The following is an 18,512-nucleotide window of genomic DNA, read 5'->3' as shown; positions in this document are numbered from 1 at the left end:
GGGATGAAGAGTATGACTCAGCTGAACTTTGAAGAAAATTTATTAACTAAAGTAGCTTGGTACTATTATAAAGACCAATTAACACAACAGGAGATCGCGTCACTTCTTCATATTTCAAGAAATAAAGTCGTCCGGTTATTAGATAAAGCGCGGAGTGAAGGTATCGTTACATTTCACGTAAAAGGGACTGGTTTGCACTGTTTAAGTATTGAGCGTGACCTAATGAAAAAATTCCACTTAAAAGATGCTTTTATTATCCCTACCCCAGTAAACAATTATCACGCTTCTCTCGGAAAAGCTGCTGCACAATATTTAGAAACTCATCTCCAGCAAGGCGATTTACTCGGTATTGGCTGGGGAGAAACAATTAGCAAAATGCTAGAAAACATTCATTTTGAAAGTTCTATCAACCTTTCAATCGTAACGCTAACAGGCGGGGTAAATCACTATCTCCCGAGAAAACAAAACTATTTACACTACATGCAAGGCGAACTTCACATTATCCCTACGCCGTTTCTAGCGTCTACAACCGAAATGGCACAAAGTATTCTATCAGAACCGAGTGTAAAAGATATGCTTCAAGTCGCTTCACTTGCTCATACGGCTGTTGTCGGTATTGGGGGATTATCTCAAGACGCTACGATTGTAAAAGAAGAAAAATTAACACTACGTGAGATGACATATATTCGTAGTCAAAACGGTGCTGGCGATATTTTAGGACAATTTTATAATACAAATGGCGATTTATTAGAGCTCTCGCATCACAATCGTCTAATTGGCACGCCCCTCTCTATTTTGCGCAATATGAAGCATGTCGTCGGTGTTGCTGGAGGTACTAAAAAGATAGATGCAATTTATGGTGCCTTAAAAGGAAAGTTTATTCATTCATTAATTACCGATGAGGAAACTGCCCTCTCCTTATTACGAAAGGATGGTGATTGTTAATGTCCCATTTATTAGCTTTTGATGCTGGTACAGGGAGCATTCGAGCAGTTCTTTTTGATTTACATGGTAATCAAATTGCAGTAAGTCAAAAAGAATGGATTCACAAATCTGACCTTCGTTATCCAGGCTCTATGAACTTTGATGTAGTAGAAAATTGGAAGCTAGTACAAGAATGTACGAAAGAGGTGCTTCAAAAAAGCAACACTCCTGCCTCTTCTATTCTTGCTATTAGCGCTACAAGTATGCGAGAAGGATTTGTTTTATATGATCAAGATGGGCAAGAAATATGGGCGTGTGCAAATGTTGATGGGCGCGCATCCGCTGAAGTTAGTGAGCTAAAAGAAATCCGCTCACATCTTGAAAAAGATTTATACAGAAAATCTGGGCAAACTTTTTCATTGGGTGCTTTACCACGTCTACTTTGGATTAAAAAACATGAACCAGACGTCTATAGCAATATTCACTCCTTTACGATGTTAAATGATTGGATTTTGTATAAATTAAGCGGCGTACTGCAAATCGACCCTTCCAACGGTTGTACGTCCGGAATCTTTGATTTACAAAATAGGAATTGGGATAACGATGTCGCTAAAGAGTGTGGTATAAATTTGCCATTTTCACCAAAAGTAAATGAAGCTGGCACTGTGATTGGTAATGTTTCAAAAGAGTGTGCAGCACTAACTGGTTTACTTGAAGGGATTCCTGTCGTCGCTGGCGGCGGTGATGCTCAAATGGCAGCACTCGGGACTGGAGTCGTAAAACCAAATCAAACTTTAATATGCGGCGGCAGCTTTTGGCAACAGGAAGTGAATATTACAGAGTCAACAACGGATCCAAATGCTGCAATTCGAGTAAATTGTCACGTCGTTCCGAACCTATGGCAATATGAAACAATCGCCTTTTTCCCAGGTCTCGTTATGCGCTGGTTTCGAGACGCTTTTTGCCAAGAAGAAAAGAAACTTGCTGACAAACTCGGTGTAGATGCTTATGAATTACTAGAAGAACAAGCGAAAGACGTACCTGTCGGTTCATATGGTATTATCCCTACTTTTTCAAACGTTATGAACTACATTTCTTGGCGTCATGCCGCACCTTCTTTTTTAAATTTAAGTTTAGACGCTGACAAATGCGGAAAAAAAGAACTGTTTCGTGCTATTGAAGAAAATGCAGCCTTCATTACACTTGGAAACTTAAAATTAATAAAAAATCTAACTGGCACATTCCCTTCTGAAGTTATTTTTGCTGGCGGTGCCGCTAAAGGAAAACTATGGCCACAAATTCTATCAGACGTACTCGGCATTCCTGTAAAAGTACCCGTTGTGAAAGAAGCAGCTGCTTTAGGAACTGCGATTGCTGCTGGAGTTGGTGCTGGCATATATTCATCTATGGAAGAAACTGCCGAAGAGTTTGTACAGTGGGAGCAAACATTCGAACCAGTTACTGAAAATCACGAACTATATAAAGAGTTCTATGAAACATGGAAAACTGTATATGACAGTCAGCTCGCTTTAGCTGATAAAGGGCTCACCTCACATATGTGGATTGCGCCTGGTGCACTGTAACACATTACATAAAGGAGTGAACTGTATGTTAAAAGCGAATGAAAATGACTTCTCCTATCGCTTCGGTGATAACGGGCCGAAATATTTAATACAAGGTCCAAATATTGATCTTGGCCTTGTTGTCATTCAACCGGGCCAGGAGTTTCAAAACCATTATCATACGACGTGCGAAGAGGTCTTTTATGCATTAGAAGGTGAAATAGATTTCTATGTGAATAATGAAAGAGTTCCAATTAAACAAGGTGATGTCCTGCAAGTTCGTCCTCATGAATCTCACTATCTTATTAACCATTCTGACAAACCTTTTAAAGCTGTTTTTATTAAGTCACCACATTTACCAAATAAAGATACGGTACAAACGGAAAATCCAACATTAACGAAGGAGTGATTTGGAATGACTTGGGGATTTAAAAATCGATTAAATACAATTTTACCTGATGGTAGAGCGGTTATGTTAGCAATAGATCACGGTTATTTCTTAGGACCAATTCACGGACTAGAACAACCACTTGAAACAGTAAAAAACTTACTTCCTTATACAGACTCCCTCTTTTTAACGCGTGGTGTACTTAGCTCCTGTATTCCTGAAAACTGCAGCACACCGATGGTTATGCGTGTATCTGGCGGCGCTACTGTCGTCGGTAAAGATTTAGCGAATGAAACAATTGTTACACCTGTGAAAGAAGCAGTGAAGCAAAACGCAATTGGCGTTGGCGTTTCTGTTTTTGTCGGATCAGACTATGAAACACAAACTGTTACAAATCTCGCAAATGTAGTCTCTGAAGCTCACGATTACGGCCTACCTGTACTCGGCATTACCGCAGTCGCAAAAGAATTACAAAAACGTGAAGCTCGCTTTCTAGCACTTGCTTCCCGCGTATGTGTTGAAATGGGTGCTGATATTATTAAAACGTATTACTGCGAAGGGTTCGAAAAAATAACGAGCACATGCCCTGCCCCAGTAGTCATCGCGGGCGGCCCCAAACTAGATTCAATTGAAGACGCATTAAACATTACGTACAATGCGTTGCAAGAAGGCGCAATTGGAGTAGACATGGGCCGAAACATATGGCAATCCGAGCACCCAGCTGCGATGATCCAAGCAATACATGGCATTGTAAAAAATGGATTGAATGTGAAAGAGGCACTTGAACTTTATGATGATGTGAAGAATTAAAGTAAAAAAGACAGACTATTTATTAGTCTGTCTTTTTTACTTTACAGTGAAACTTTCTTAATCCTTCTTCTAATATGATACATATTTAAATTTTATACACCTTCAAATGATTACTCTTGATGATTACTATTAAGCTTTGAAACTTTCTTATCTTCTCTATAATCAAGACAAGACACTTCAATTAATAAGCCATTAAATACTGTAAAATAAAAACCATAACTACTACCTCTCATCGAATAAGGTTCCTTGTCTATTTCAATGCCGCCGGCTACTAAACGATTATATGCTTGATCCACTTCACTTGATGTATCCACTAAAAAACCAATATGAAAAGCTTCCGGATACGTAACTTCCTTATTCCCTTTAAATGCTTTTGGATCACTTAGTACAAGTATAAAACCACTCTCATCACTCATGACTACAAGTGCTTTCCCTTTTTGCTCCAAAAATTGAAAATCAAAAAATGTTTCAAAGAAATGTCTCGCTTCCGATAAATCATCAACACATAAATTTAAATGATTCAGCTTCATGTACTCATCTCCTTTTAAACTGAGGGTATATAGATTCATTTTTTTCATAACACTTAAATATGTAAGGGAAAATATTCAAGCGTTCCGTCTAAGACTATGCTTTATAAGTCTAATATTTTTTTCTATAGCCTAGAACGTTTTTTAAATGAATGAAAGATTTCCTATCATTCCTATCCCCCCAGTAATAAAAAAGAGGATACATGTTTGCTTCTACAACATGTATCCTCTGCTTGTATATTACAACTGTTGATAAGCCGATTTCGATGATTTCACATAATAAACCGCATGATCCACATTAATAATATGATCTGGTTTTGGTTTACCACGGCCCGCTCTATGTCCAGCTAAGTGTTCTTCACTTGTTTCCCAGTTTTTCCATGCTTCTTCCGATTCCCAGCGAATCATTACGACAACTTCTTCGTCGCCGCGTCTTACTTTTTTCACGAGAACACTTAAATCGATGAAGCCTTCAAATTTTTCAATAATACCTTCTCCAGTGAAACGTTCTACAACTATATTTGATGTACCTTCTTTTACTGTAAATGTTTTCGTTTCGATAAACATATATTCCACTCCCTCTTTGTTATACGAATACTAGTATTCTTCTATTATAATTGATTATGATAATTATTTTCAATTGTAAAGTTTTAATTTTTTGAATTATGCTGATTTCTTTTCTATCGCCTCATCTAAAAATTTGAAATATGGAAGTAACATCCCTATTAAAGATGTAACACATATAACTGCACCGATAATTACATATAGCGCTCTTACTCCCCACATTTCACTCAATATTCCCCCTACTAACACACCTAATGGCATAGCGGATCGTATGAAAAATAAACGCACTGAAAATACTTGTCCTATCATATTATTTGGGACGATTTGTTGGCATATTGTTGTGTTATGAACATTGAAAAATGCAATACAAATCCCTGCTATTACTTCAATTAGTATTGCAATGATAATACTATGATTGAACCCTAATGAAATGTATGTGAGCCCCCCTATAAACAATCCTCCAAGCATAAGTATACGCCGGCTTTTATATGTTACTTTTCCGACTACTACTGATCCAATTACGTAGCCAAGTGGAAAACCTGCCATAAAATAGCCGTACTCTGCATATCCCGCTAACAGCTCGTCTTTTATATAAGGAAGATTTGTGACCATCGTTACCCCTACTCCAAACTGCACGAAAGTAAGAAATATACCGAGCCAAACGATGATTGGTTTTGTAAAAAAATATGTAAAACCTTGAAGAAATTGTTCTAGCCACGTTTTTCGTATATCTGTTGTAGTTCTCTTTTCTTTTATATAAAGTAAGAAAGCACCACTAACAAATAGACAAATACATACGAAAGATAATGTAATTTCTGTTCCAATGAAATGAATGACTACTCCGCCTAATACTGGCGCAAGAAACATCATGAGACGAGTCATTCCATCAATATACGCATTTGCGTCTTGAAGTTGTCCTTGACTTACAATGCTCGGTATAATTGCCTGACTCGCAGGTGTATAAAGAGGTGTAATAAGTCCCACTACAATTTGAACAACATAAATGTGCCAAACTTCTATACTACCTGTAACTAGCATCACCAAAGGTAATAAGAATACGGACGCCCGTATCCATTGTGAAAAAATCATAATCCACTTCCGGCTCCATTTATCAATAAATGGGCCACTTATTAATTGCAGTATGAGTGATGGGATGAAATATAATAGCCACATACTACTTAAAGCCATTTCCGATCCTGTTAACTCATATACTAGAATTGAATTACATAACGTTCCGAAAGCCCCTCCTAATTCTGAGATTGCACTACCAATCCACATAAAAAAGAACGAACGATTTTTCAATATATTTTTCAATTTCACACACCAACTTTTCTTTTATATTCCTCCCTTTATGTACATTCTCGTTGTTAATTATCTATTCAAAAACATATCTAATTCTTTCGCTAAAGACTGTACTGCTTTCTTTCTTAATACATATTTTCCGTCATGTATATCAACTAACTTCGCTGCACGTAACAATTTCAAATGATGGTGTACAGTCGATTTACCAAGCTGTAATCTTTCCGTTATTTCCTGTAATGTACGTTCTTTTTCAAATAACATTTTTACAATTCGCAATCTCGCCTCATCCCCAAGAGCCTTATGTTTTTGAACTAAAACATAATTCGGTTCATACGGATCTTCAGGATGAATGCTTTCATTCGCAACTGGATAATGAAATACTTTCGTATCATCAATATCCGCTTCAATATTCCACGGTCTGTACGTCATTTGCGGAATAAGAAGTACGTGATGAACACTTGGCTCTGGCATATAGTTCACTCCGCCAGTCGCCCACTCGACAAACTCTTCCGGCTTCATCTTTTTATTCATTTCATTTTTCGCTTCATAATCTCGTTTTAATATAGAAAGTATTTGTTCTTCCTCTCTTTTAATAACACTCTCATACCAACCTGTCATAACAGCGATTAAATGCGATTTCAGCACTTGTACATCTACATTACATATAAAGCTAATATAAGTAGAAAAAAACTGATGATTATCTGTTAGTTCCTTTAGTTCGTGTATTGCACATACAACTCCCGTTGCAGCTAAACGTCTTTTCTCTTCATACTTCTCTCCTAAAAACGGTAAACATATAAATTTCAAATCTTCTTCTGAAAATGAATCAATTTTAAAATTAAACTGCGATAAATCTTGAAAATCCTCTTCATACAATAACTGGAGTAATGCTTTCCACGTATTATGTTCTTCTACAAACTGTAAGTGTTCTCTCATTTCTTCTGTTAATGCTTCCTTAATTTCTTCCCATTCACTTTGAGTCTTTTCAAGTGTATCAATTAACCTTTTATGAGTAATAGCAGCAATGCCAAGTGCACATTCGAAAAGTATCGAATATTTCACCTGAACGTTGTATGTTTCCCTTTTTCTGCTCGTTATGTGATAGACCTCCATTTTTATCCCCTCCTTGTTTGCTATATAACATATTCTATTTTTATCGAATTTTACCTTCTATATTTTTAGAACCATTTTACAACTTTAAAAAAACTTTAATCAATGAGCAAACAGAAAAAGGTTTATACTCTTTTCATTCTGACTCAATGAAAGCCTTGATTATTAAATATCATATTAAAAATGAGATTTTTTAATGGCTCAATTATACGTTGTATTTCACTCTCTTGTTCAACTATAGAGAAGGTTTATTGAAGAGAAAAGCGAATTGATTTTATTAAGAAAAATGAACAGGAGGCTATAAGAATGGAAAGAAAAGAAATGTTGCAAAATGGAGTCCAACAAGTTTTTTACGAGGAAGAATGGTACCCACCGATATCTGAAGCGTTAAAAAATCTTACTGCTGAACAAGCATGTTGGAAACCAGAAGGTGCTGCCAGTAATACGATTTGGGAAAATGTGAACCATTTATTAATCTTTAAAGAACGCCTACATTCCCGCTTACATGAAGACGACACATTTGTGGCTCCACAAAATAATGATGAGACGTTTATCCAAGGTGGACCTAATGATGATGCCGCTTGGCAGCAAACAGTGAACCGAACGCTTCAAGTACATGATGCCTTACAAGCTTCATTAACATCCTTTCAAGAAGCAGAACTAGATCAGCCAAAGCCTTCTCTACCAATTTGGCAACAATATTTGAATATCCTTTTGCACGATGCTTATCATACAGGACAAATTATACAACTTCGAAAACTCCAAGGTTCATGGCCAACTCACCGTTCTTATTTATAAGCGATGTTTACATTTGCTGACGTTTAACATGCAACCAAATAATTGAAAATAGCTACTTGTTTTGTAAATACTGCGATTGCTCAAAATAAAGCAAATTAAAATACAGGAATCCCAAACATCATTTACCCTCTTCATAACTTCTGATCATAATCCAAATTTGGAAGAATAGAGGCTTTTTTATATACAAATAATAAGCCTCAAGGAGTTGTTGACATGTATTTCATATTGAATATGTTAGGGATTTTCGTTGTCATATTAATCGTTTTCTTATGTTCGCCTAATAAAAAACATATAAAATGGAGACCAATTGTAATTCTCATCCTATTGGAGCTTTTTATTACATGGTTTATGTTAGGCACAAAGCTCGGCAGTATTATCATTAATAAAATTGCGTCATTTTTCAGTTGGCTACTAGCATGTGCGAATGAAGGTATTCGATTTGCATTTCCTTCAGCTATGGAAAGCCAGCACATTGATTTCTTCTTTAGTGCGTTACTTCCTATCATTTTTGTTATTACTTTTTTCGATATTCTATCTTATTTCGGAATCTTAACTTGGATTATTGATAAAGTAGGTGCAGTTATTTCAAAGATTTCTCGTTTACCAAAGTTAGAAAGTTTCTTTTCGATTCAAATGATGTTTTTAGGAAACACCGAAGCACTTGCGGTTGTTCGTGATCAATTATCTGTGTTAAAAGAAAATCGATTATTAACTTTTGGAATTATGAGTATGAGTAGCGTTAGCGGATCCATTCTTGGCGCTTATTTATCAATGGTGCCAGCAACATATATTTTCAGCGCAATCCCATTAAACTGTATTAACGCATTAATTTTAGCCAATGTATTAAATCCTGTGGAAGTTTCGAAAGAAGAAGACGTTGTTTACACACCTTCAAAACATGAAAAAAAGGATTTCTTTTCTACTATTTCAAACAGTATGTTAGTTGGGATGAATATGGTTATCGTTATTTTAGCTATGGTAATTGGTTATGTAGCTTTAACAGCATGTTTAAATGGGATTTTAGGATTTTTTGTAACAGGGTTAACAATTCAAAAAATCTTCTCCATTATCTTTAGTCCTTTTGCATTTTTACTCGGTTTATCAGGCAGTGATGCTATGTATGTAGCTGAATTAATGGGGATCAAAATAACGACGAATGAATTTGTTGCAATGATGGATTTAAAATCAAACTTAAAGTCGCTACAACCGCATACGGTTGCGGTTGCAACGACATTTCTAGCTTCTTTTGCTAACTTTAGTACAGTAGGTATGATTTACGGAACTTACAATTCATTATTTGGCGGAGAAAAATCATCAGTCATCGGTAAAAATGTTTGGAAGCTTCTTGTTAGCGGGATGGCTGTTTCTTTATTAAGTGCTATGCTCGTTGGGCTATTTGTATGGTAAATAATTTTTATAATAAAAGACACCCAAGCCAATTGAGTGTCTTTTATTATTATTTTCGAATTTGCCCATTTCCACGAATCACATATTTTGTAGAAGTTAATGCTGGAAGCCCCATTGGTCCTCTTACGTGTAACTTTTGTGTACTGATACCAATTTCCGCTCCGAATCCAAATTCGGATCCATCTGTAAAACGAGTCGATGCATTATGATAAAGTGCCGCGGCATCTACAGAAGTAAAAAACTTGCTGACGTTTTCCTCGTTTTCAGTAATAATCGCTTCAGAATGCATAGATCCATACGTATTTATATGATGAATCGCTTCTTCAACAGTGGAAACCACTTTCACTGCTAGTGTGAGAGATAAAAACTCAGTTTCCCAGTCTTCTTCTGTCGCAAGTAAGATAGAAGGATCAATCGCCACTGCTTTATTATCACCACGTAGCTCCACTCCTCTTTCCTTCAATGAAGAAAACAACTCGCTACCATATTGCTCTGCCCAATTCTCATGAAGTACAATTGTCTCAATTGCATTACATACAGATGGACGCTGTGTTTTTGCGTTTATAATAATATTAAACGCCATTTGTTTATCTGCTGTTTCATCAATGAATATATGACAATTTCCCGCACCTGTTTCAAGTACTGGAACAGACGCTTCTCTCACTACTGTATCAATTAATTGTTTACCGCCTCTTGGTATAAGAACATCCAAGTACTCGTTCAATGTAAACAACTGTTTTGCACTATCTCTCGTTGTATCTTCTATGAGCTGTACACTTTCTGAAGGCAAGCTAGTTTGCTTAAGCGCCCGGTGAATAACGCTAACGATAGCTTTGTTAGAATGTATAGCAGAAGAACTACCACGTAGTATTACTGCGTTTCCTGTTTTTAAACAAATTGTAGCAGCATCAACAGTTACATTCGGTCTTGCCTCATAAATCATTCCGACAACACCAAGTGGTACGCGCATCTCCTGAATAGATAGTCCATTTGGTCGTTCCCATGCACTTACACATTCTCCAATAGGATCACGTAATTCAATTAACTGCTTAATACCCTCTGTCATATCAACAATTCGTTGTTCATTCAGCAAAAGACGATCAAGGAGTGAATGAGAAAATCCTTTCTCCTTACCTTCTTCAATATCCCGTTTGTTTTCTTCTAAAATATAAGCTGTTTCTACTATCAGCTGATTAGCAATTGCAGCAAGTGCTTCATTTTTTTGATCTGTAGTTTTAAGCACAAGTTCTCTAGCAACCTCTTTTGCTTTTATCCCCTTTGCCAACACTTCATTCATTTTTATTTCCTCCTTTTTAAAGTGAAACCCAATGATCCCTATGGATGACTTCATAACTATGTCTCTCGCCTCTTACTTGAATATCTTGGCTTTGCATACCTTTTACATCTCTTAGTTCCTCTGCACTATATGTGCATTGTCCTTTTCCTATTACGCGCCCTTGTTGCGTTACAACCTCTACAACTTCACCCACTTGGAAAAATCCTGATACATTCGTAACACCAGCTGGAAGTAAACTCTTCCCATGCTGAATGATGGCAGTAGCTGCCCCAGCATCTACTTCAATTTGTCCGCTAACAAGCGAATGCAAGGCAATCCATTGCTTGTTCATCTTCATTTCTTTTTGAGGAGCATTACCAACATACGTTCCATCACCCTTACCCTTCAAAACATCTACAAACTTTTCCTGTCCACGTCCTGTTCCGATAAATACACTCACACCAAGAGAGAGTGCTGTCTTTGCAGCATCGATTTTTGATTTCATACCGCCAGTCCCAAGTTTTGAGCCTGCATCTCCTGCAAGAGAAGAAATTTCTTCCGTAACTTCAGGAAGAAAATAATATTTTTTTGCATCCGCATTTTTCTGAGGATTTTTGTCATATAACCCGTTCACATCTGTAAAAATCATCAGCATATCCGCCGAAACAAGCCCGCTTACTAAAGCTGACAGCATATCATTATCACCGAACGTTAGCTCCTCTAAAGAGATGGAATCATTTTCATTAATAATTGGAAGAGCGGAACGGTTTAATAATTCTCCTAACGTAGCGTAAGCATTACTATATTGTTCTTTTCTAGAAAAATCACTTCTCGTCAGCAAAAGTTGCGCAGTAACGATGCCATATTTACGGAATTCCTCCGTGTACGCCTGCATTAACAAACTTTGTCCGACAGCTGCTGCAGCCTGTTTCCCTTTAATCGTTACAGGTCTGCTAGGATATCCTAGCGCTGAAAAACCTGCAGCGACGGCTCCAGATGTAATTAACACAACCTCGTGCCCATCTTCTTTCAACCGAGCCAATGCGGCAACGTGATCTGAAAGCTGTTCTGTAGAGATGCCTCCATGACTATCTGCCAAGGAACTACTCCCAATCTTTACAACAATTCGTTGTTTTTTCACTTTTTTATCCCCCAAGTCTAAAATCAAAGTTTTTTTATAAATTACACTTCATTCACTTTGTAACTATATCTATTCTCATCAATGCTGCACTGAAGTATTTAAGAGCAAAATAAAAATGACCGCTTCGCCCTTAATAAAATAAAAAGGACGAAACGGTCATTGTTCCGCGGTACCACCTTAATTGATATACATAGATATCCACTTGGTGCCTATAACGCAGGCGAACGCCTAAACTTTCATTTAAGACTCAGGGATAGGTTCGATATATTCTATACGAGGAATCTTTCAGCCGGTGAATTCCACTCTCTTTCGCAAGAAGACATATGTACTAATTCCCTTCAACGATTTTCAATCTAATTTTTTTATATTATGCGATATAGTTCGATTCGGTGTCAAGAGGTATTTTTAAAAATAAATAGAGCCACAAGTTATTTGTATGAAATTATCGCCCTACTGAATGAAAATACAAAATGATATAAGTTTAACTCATATTCATAAACATAAAACCTTACATTATAGTGTATATATTTACATAATGTCGAATATAATTAATTTTTGTCTTTTAGTGTTGCAAAAAGGAATATATTCTCTTAGAATGTTTCTTTATATTGCACAGGGATGTTATTCTTATTCTAAGAAAATAATATCAAACCGATATAATTGATTATAAAAGGAGCAAGATTGAGTTATTATGGATAAACAAATTGGATTCATCGGTTGCGGAAATATGGGAATGGCTATGATTGGCGGAATGATAAACAAAAATATAGTGTCTTCAAATCAAATTATTTGTTCAGATTTAAACACTGCTAATTTAAAAAATGCTAGTGAAAAATATGGGCTAACTACAACTACCGACAACAATAAAGTAGCTAAAAATGCTGATATTTTAATTTTATCAATCAAACCAGACCTATATTCATCAATAATTAATGAAATAAAAGAAGTAATCAAAAACGATGCTATCATCGTTACGATCGCTGCCGGAAAAAGTATTGAAAGTACTGAAAATGCCTTTAATAAAAAAGTAAAGGTTGTAAGAGTAATGCCTAATACTCCTGCTCTTGTTGGAGAAGGAATGTCTGCATTATGCCCTAATGAAATGGTTACAGAAAAAGATTTAGAAGATGTACTAAACATTTTCAATAGTTTTGGTCAAACAGAGATCGTAAGTGAAAAATTAATGGATGTTGTCACATCCGTAAGTGGTTCTTCACCAGCTTATGTATATATGATTATAGAAGCGATGGCAGATGCTGCTGTACTAGATGGTATGCCAAGAAATCAAGCATATAAATTCGCTGCTCAAGCTGTGTTAGGCTCTGCAAAAATGGTACTAGAAACAGGAATACATCCAGGTGAATTGAAAGATATGGTTTGTTCTCCTGGCGGAACGACAATAGAAGCTGTAGCGACATTAGAGGAAAAAGGATTACGAACAGCGATTATTTCAGCTATGCAGCGTTGTACGCAAAAGTCTGTTGAACTATCTGGTCAAACTAAAAAATAAAACTATAAAAGAGATTACGTTAGCTATGAATTCACATACTTTTAATTAAAAATTCACTACATGATAAACGGCCAAACTCATATAAAATTGAGCTTGGCCGTTCTACTTTTTAATTATATTAAAATAATTTTATTTGACTCTTCTTTAAAGGTTCTGTTTTATCCCTTACCTATTCCCTACTATGATTGTGTAATTTTATTAGAAACTAATAATTTTTCAATGCATTTCGGTAACATATCTAATAGTGTTTCAAATGCGTAGTTTACATCTAGACGTTCTGTCCATTGATGTGCATCTTTTCCTACCGGTCCCATATTTAATACTGGAACATCAAACTCTTCTAATTCCTGAAGCGGAATTGAATAGCCTTTATCCCATAATGGCATATTGTCTACAAGCGAACTCATTGAATCCAGTGGATACTGCAAGCCTACATAGCTTAAATCTGAAATCCCCCCAAAATAATTTTGGTTTTCAAATGTAATTTTATGATTGTAATGTGCATACTTTTCCATTTCTACAACTACCTCTTTTATTAAAGGATTGTTGCGTGAACTCACAGCTGGATAGTACGGCGGAGCGAAGAAAAGTACAATCATCGGTGCCTTTTCTTTACATAAAATCGCTAATTTATCTACTAAATCAATCGTTACCGCACGATCATCTTTATCTCCTCTATTTTTTATAATATTAGATTGAATATGATCTATTTTTTCTCGTCCATGTTGCTCAATTGCATATGTGATAAGCTCTTCATAAGTTAATACATTTACTTTGAGATTAGGTGGTATAAATGGATTATATTTAGAAAAACGATATGCATGTTTTTCATACGACTCTTCTATTTTCTCTGCTACTTTCGTTACTTTTTGACGTAACAATGAAACTACATCTGTCATTGATTTTTCTAATAAAAACAAATTAAATAATGTGACTGCACGATGCGGAATTTGTACAGAATAATCCTCTTTTAAGTCCCTTTGAAGTAAGTTAGTTGGTGGAGGACTCGCTTCCCCTTCTACAATATCACAAAGGTCTGTGTTTAACTCTAGTTCTGCTGTTATTAATGAAGCCATATAACTCCCATTTAACCCTGCAAAAGGTTCACCTACATGTGTCTCTTTTCCGTAGCAAAGAAAACCAGGTAACACTTTACCAATAGAGCCAGTGTAAATATACTTATTTTGGTCACCAGGATGTCTTGAAAACATAGGCTCTGAGTTTAAGACCGTTTTATAATCTAAATTATGCTCTCTTGCTAAATCTAATAGTCTCGGAACAGCGGCCCTCATCCCTACAGAATTCACTTCTTCATCTGGTACAGCCAATAAAAGAACATTCCCATCGAATCTTCCTTCACATGCTTGTTCAATCATTGCCATTTGTAATGCGAGGCCGCATTTCATGTCCATTGTTCCTCTACCAAACAGCCAATCTCCATGTTCTATATCTTCACGTACATGGTCTGGAAGTTCATCTTTATGAGAATAAAACATAGATGTTAACTTTTTAGGATTAAATGCATCTTCTTTCCACACTCCGTAATCTTGTACATCTACAACATCAAAGTGACTTACTAGAATTACAGTATTTTTTGTACTATCGCTTTTGTTTACTAGTGCTGTAACAAAATATCGTCCGTCCCCCGTCGGATTTTTTTGCACATGGTGCGGGTTTTCTTTGAAGTACTGTAAATCAGATAATTGCTCCACAACAAAGTCTGGCAATATCACTTCAGCCTCTGTACCTGTAATACTAGGAATTTCAACAAGACTGCTTAATAATTGAATCAATTGTTCTTTTGATTGCCACTTTGACATATAAATCCCCCTATTTTTCCGCATTATGAAAACGAATTCCAATATATGAATAAAAAATGACGACAGCTATCAAAATTATAGTTCTGATGTACTGCCGATTTTTATTGATATTTCATGAGCTGCTTGTTTTACCTTGCTAATAAGAAAAGATAGTCGATCATCATTAATACGATGACTAATTAACCCAACACTTAATGCTCCTACTACTTTATGATTAAATCCGATAATAGGTGCAGCTACTGAAGCTGTCCCTTCTGTTTTTTCACCATAACTGACAGCATATCCTTCATTTTTTATTTGTTTTATCTGATTAAGAAGAATTTGCTTTTGTTCTGGTAATGAAGGAAGTAAATACTCTACAATATGTTCCATTTCATTCGTTTTCATATTGGCAAGCATCGTTTTATTTGCAGCACCAATTGAAAGTGGAATTTGTTCTCCTAGATTATCAATAACTCGAATTTTTAAAGGACTATCAATTCTTTCAATGATAATGGAATGTGTTCCGTTTGGAATATTCAAATAGACACTTTCTTCCACTTCAGCAGCCAAACGTTTCATCACTTCTCTTGCAACAGATCTATAGTCTACCTTCTCCAATTGACGCAACCCTATTTCCATCCACATTGGTCCAATTTTGTACTGTTTTGTCTCTGAAATTTGTGTAACTAACCCATGCTCCATTAGAGAGTTAAGTAATCTATGTACTGTACTAACCGGGAGATGTGTTCCATCAGCTATATCAGAAATAGCCCAATACTCTTTTTCATTTGTAGAATTCAATAATTTAATAATACTTATCGCTCGATCAATGGACTGTACCATAACTCGCCTCAACTTTACTCGTAATATATTAGTACGCTTAATTAACTATCAATTTAGCAAACATTCGAAATGAAATCAATCTATTTATTTAATTTTCTAACAATAAAAACATATCACTAACAACGAATTGAAAACGCAAACAAAAAAATATTGACTTTTCTTTTTAATTATCTGAAAATTATAACAAGATTTCACATCACGGAATACATTCCATAATACGGAAAAACATCAAACTTTATTCTATCAACTACGAAAGTGAGGAAAACAATGGCGCAAGTAAACAATACAAACAATGAATTAAAACGTACGATGAAAAGTAGACACTTATTCATGATTGCACTCGGTGGTGTGATTGGAACGGGGTTATTTAACGGATCTGGCTTTATTATAAGTCAAGCTGGACCTGGTGGATCCGTACTTGCCTTTATGGCCGGTGGATTATTAATGTATTTCATTATGCTATGTCTTGGTGAACTCGCTGTAGCCATGCCTGTTTCGGGTTCTTTCCAGGAATATGCCACTAAATTCATCAATCCTGCAACTGGCTTTACAATCGGATGGTTGTATTGGTTAAGCTGGGCGAATACGACCGGTCTTGAATTTACAACTGCCGGTATTACAATGCAGCGCTGGTTTCCTGATATTCCTGTTTGGGTTTGGTGTTTAATATTTGGCGTTACAATCTTTACTATTAACGCATTATCTGCTCGTAGTTATGCAGAAACAGAATTTTGGTTTTCAAGTATAAAAGTATCTGCCATTATAGCTTTTATAATTCTTGGTGGCGCCGCTATGTTCGGCTTTATTGATTTAAAAGGCGACGAACCAGCTCCACTTCTTTCAAATTTCGTAAATCATGGTGGTTTATTTCCGAATGGACTTGCAGCTATTCTATTAACAATGGTTACAGTCAATTATTCCTTCCAAGGTACAGAGCTTGTCGGAATCGCAGCAGGTGAAAGCGAAGATCCAGCAAAAACTTTACCTCGTTCTATTAGAAATATTATATGGCGCACAATGTTTTTCTTCGTCTTAGCAATCTTTGTTCTTGTTGCTTTAATTCCTTGGGAAGAAGCAGGACTCACAAAGAGCCCATTCGTTGCTGTTTTTGATAATATCGGTATTCCATATGCAGCTGATATTATGAACTTTGTTATTCTTACTGCTGTTCTTTCTGTTGCAAACTCAGGACTATACGCTGCTACTCGCATGCTTTGGTCTTTATCAAAAAACGAAATGGCTCCAGCATTTTTAAAGAAATTATCATCACGTGGGATTCCTCTCAACGCTTTAATCATGACAATAGCTATTTCTGCTTTTTCTCTTTTAACAAGCGTCGTAGCTGCTGAAACGGTTTACTTATGGTTAATTTCCATTTCTGGAGTCATAACAATTATTGTTTGGATGTCAATTTGTGTTTCTCAATTCTTTTTCCGCAAACACTATTTAGCTGAAGGTGGAAAATTAGACGACTTGAAGTTCAGAACTCCACTCTATCCCCTTGTACCAATTCTTGGTTTTGGATTGTATGGCATTATATTAGTAAGTCTTATCTTTATCCCAGATCAAAGACTAGGCATTTATTGTACTGTACCATTTATCATCTTTTGCTATACTTACTATCACTTTAAAGTTAAGAAAAGAATTGCAACTAACACTCAAAGTGAAACTAAAATTAGCGAAACTTCGTAATATTGTACGATACAAAAAAGACAACACGTGGCGTTTCACTTCATGTGTTGTCTTTTTTTATTATTTAAATATGAGTTCACCTGAATTTAATGGATTTTTCTCTTCTCCTACAAAAGTAGTAAAATTTTCATTTGAACTTGCTACCTCAGTTGGATTTATCGTATTTCAATTTCGATATAATAATAAATAGGTATATCAGATATAGCTGTACATTATTAGAATTACATTCATTACTCAACTGGTAGTTATCAAGAAAGAAAGGAATGATCATAATGATACAGAACATATACGAGACTCATTTACATGTAAGAAATTTAGAAAAAGCGATAAATTTCTATCAAAACAAGCTAGGATTAACGTTAGCAAGAAAACTCTCCAAAAGAAGAGTGGCTTTCTTTTGGGTCGGAGAAAATAAAAAACAAATGCTTGGACTATGGGAAGTAAATAATATCGAAGACTTTGAGCTGAGACATTTTGCTTTTGGTGTAAATTTAGAGTTTTTAATGACTTCTAAAGCGTGGTTAGAGGAGCGTGGAATAGAAGTGATAGGAAGTCAAGGAAAAGGAAATCAAGAGCCAATTGTCCAAAGGTGGATGCCCACTGCAAGTGTATACTTTCTAGATTGTGATAGAAATAAATTAGAATTCATTTCTATGTTACATGACAATCCAGATGAATTAGAATATGCATCCTATTTAAGTGTATGGAATGCGGAACACCAAGAAAAATGAATGAAATTTCCGTTCAAGTCTTTTCTAATTTTTTAGATATACTGTTGTACGATCCCCTTTTTGCTATTAATTTTCGTCGGATTTATGAACAGTTATCGTAATGGAAAATTCATGATAACTCCAAT

17 protein-coding genes and 1 other annotated feature are annotated in these 18,512 nt (G+C 35.8%); of the genes, 9 read left to right on the top strand and 8 right to left on the bottom strand.

The window, feature by feature from the left end; translation table 11 throughout:
- The first annotated feature begins 12 nt into the window (after positions 1 to 12).
- Genes AU379_RS09160 through lsrF form a run of 4 tightly spaced genes read left to right on the top strand, consistent with a single transcriptional unit; the run spans position 13 to position 3,684 of the window.
- Positions 13 to 945, top strand: coding sequence for a sugar-binding transcriptional regulator (locus tag AU379_RS09160; RefSeq protein ID WP_061139158.1), 933 nt, complete (start codon positions 13 to 15; stop codon positions 943 to 945).
- Positions 945 to 2,507, top strand: coding sequence for an autoinducer-2 kinase (gene lsrK, locus AU379_RS09155; RefSeq protein ID WP_061139157.1), 1,563 nt, complete (start codon positions 945 to 947; stop codon positions 2,505 to 2,507). The genes AU379_RS09160 and lsrK overlap by 1 nt, the downstream gene beginning before the upstream one ends.
- Positions 2,508 to 2,532: 25 nt before the next feature.
- Positions 2,533 to 2,895, top strand: coding sequence for a cupin domain-containing protein (locus tag AU379_RS09150; RefSeq protein WP_000909986.1), 363 nt, complete (start codon positions 2,533 to 2,535; stop codon positions 2,893 to 2,895).
- Positions 2,896 to 2,901: 6 nt separating this feature from the next.
- Positions 2,902 to 3,684 carry a 3-hydroxy-5-phosphonooxypentane-2,4-dione thiolase gene (gene lsrF / locus AU379_RS09145; RefSeq protein WP_000219782.1) on the top strand — a complete coding sequence of 261 codons (783 nt, stop codon included), beginning with the start codon at positions 2,902 to 2,904 and terminating at the stop codon, positions 3,682 to 3,684.
- 110 nt (positions 3,685 to 3,794) lie between these two features.
- Here lsrF and AU379_RS09140 read toward each other — a convergent pair whose 3' ends face one another.
- From AU379_RS09140 to AU379_RS09125, 4 genes are all read right to left on the bottom strand, one after another.
- A complete protein-coding gene (locus AU379_RS09140) occupies positions 3,795 to 4,214 on the bottom strand; it encodes a VOC family protein (protein WP_000773087.1) in 420 nt (139 codons plus the stop codon).
- A gap of 237 nt (positions 4,215 to 4,451) precedes the next feature.
- The gene (gene hmoA / locus AU379_RS09135) at positions 4,452 to 4,778 is read right to left on the bottom strand and encodes a heme-degrading monooxygenase HmoA (RefSeq protein WP_000469497.1); all 327 of its coding nucleotides are present in this window, start codon (positions 4,776 to 4,778) and stop codon (positions 4,452 to 4,454) included.
- 96 nt (positions 4,779 to 4,874) lie between these two features.
- The gene (locus tag AU379_RS09130; RefSeq protein ID WP_082769925.1) at positions 4,875 to 6,095 is read right to left on the bottom strand and encodes an MFS transporter; all 1,221 of its coding nucleotides are present in this window, start codon (positions 6,093 to 6,095) and stop codon (positions 4,875 to 4,877) included.
- Between the two features lie 51 nt (positions 6,096 to 6,146).
- Positions 6,147 to 7,190, bottom strand: coding sequence for a metalloregulator ArsR/SmtB family transcription factor (locus AU379_RS09125; RefSeq protein ID WP_061139156.1), 1,044 nt, complete (start codon positions 7,188 to 7,190; stop codon positions 6,147 to 6,149).
- Between the two features lie 303 nt (positions 7,191 to 7,493).
- Here AU379_RS09125 and AU379_RS09120 point away from each other — a divergent pair, with 303 nt between their 5' ends.
- Both AU379_RS09120 and AU379_RS09115 read left to right on the top strand, forming a co-directional pair.
- Entirely contained in the window at positions 7,494 to 7,985 is a 492-nt protein-coding gene (locus AU379_RS09120) for a DinB family protein (protein WP_000439969.1), read from the top strand.
- A 213-nt stretch (positions 7,986 to 8,198) separates the two neighbouring features.
- Positions 8,199 to 9,392 (top strand): nucleoside transporter C-terminal domain-containing protein, encoded by a 1,194-nt coding sequence (locus AU379_RS09115; RefSeq protein ID WP_000273603.1) that lies wholly within the window; start codon positions 8,199 to 8,201, stop codon positions 9,390 to 9,392.
- A 49-nt stretch (positions 9,393 to 9,441) separates the two neighbouring features.
- Here the strand turns inward: AU379_RS09115 and AU379_RS09110 are convergent, their stop codons facing one another.
- Positions 9,442 to 10,689, bottom strand: coding sequence for a glutamate-5-semialdehyde dehydrogenase (locus AU379_RS09110; protein WP_001006620.1), 1,248 nt, complete (start codon positions 10,687 to 10,689; stop codon positions 9,442 to 9,444).
- A 16-nt stretch (positions 10,690 to 10,705) separates the two neighbouring features.
- Positions 10,706 to 11,809: a glutamate 5-kinase gene (gene proB / locus AU379_RS09105; RefSeq protein WP_000744736.1), complete on the bottom strand. Its 1,104-nt coding sequence runs from the start codon at positions 11,807 to 11,809 to the stop codon at positions 10,706 to 10,708.
- A 140-nt stretch (positions 11,810 to 11,949) separates the two neighbouring features.
- Positions 11,950 to 12,160 (bottom strand) — a binding site (T-box leader).
- A gap of 340 nt (positions 12,161 to 12,500) precedes the next feature.
- Here proB and proC point away from each other — a divergent pair.
- The gene (gene proC / locus AU379_RS09100) at positions 12,501 to 13,319 is read left to right on the top strand and encodes a pyrroline-5-carboxylate reductase (protein ID WP_000360729.1); all 819 of its coding nucleotides are present in this window, start codon (positions 12,501 to 12,503) and stop codon (positions 13,317 to 13,319) included.
- Between the two features lie 179 nt (positions 13,320 to 13,498).
- On the opposite strand, the gene AU379_RS09095 is transcribed toward proC, so the two are convergent.
- Entirely contained in the window at positions 13,499 to 15,163 is a 1,665-nt protein-coding gene (locus AU379_RS09095) for a M20 family metallopeptidase (RefSeq protein WP_157462609.1), read from the bottom strand.
- A gap of 51 nt (positions 15,164 to 15,214) precedes the next feature.
- Positions 15,215 to 15,964, bottom strand: coding sequence for an IclR family transcriptional regulator (locus AU379_RS09090; protein WP_000250752.1), 750 nt, complete (start codon positions 15,962 to 15,964; stop codon positions 15,215 to 15,217).
- Between the two features lie 267 nt (positions 15,965 to 16,231).
- Between AU379_RS09090 and AU379_RS09085 the strand changes: the two genes are divergently transcribed.
- Positions 16,232 to 17,656 (top strand): amino acid permease, encoded by a 1,425-nt coding sequence (locus AU379_RS09085; protein ID WP_061139154.1) that lies wholly within the window; start codon positions 16,232 to 16,234, stop codon positions 17,654 to 17,656.
- Positions 17,657 to 17,928: 272 nt separating this feature from the next.
- Entirely contained in the window at positions 17,929 to 18,387 is a 459-nt protein-coding gene (locus tag AU379_RS09080; protein ID WP_061139153.1) for a VOC family protein, read from the top strand.
- Positions 18,388 to 18,512: the final 125 nt, after the last annotated feature.

Source organism: Bacillus sp. JH7, assembly GCF_001563515.1.
Lineage (GTDB): Bacteria > Bacillota > Bacilli > Bacillales > Bacillaceae_G > Bacillus_A > Bacillus_A cereus.
The sequence above is the reverse complement of the archived record's forward strand: the minus strand, read 5'-3'. Positions and strand labels throughout refer to the sequence as shown.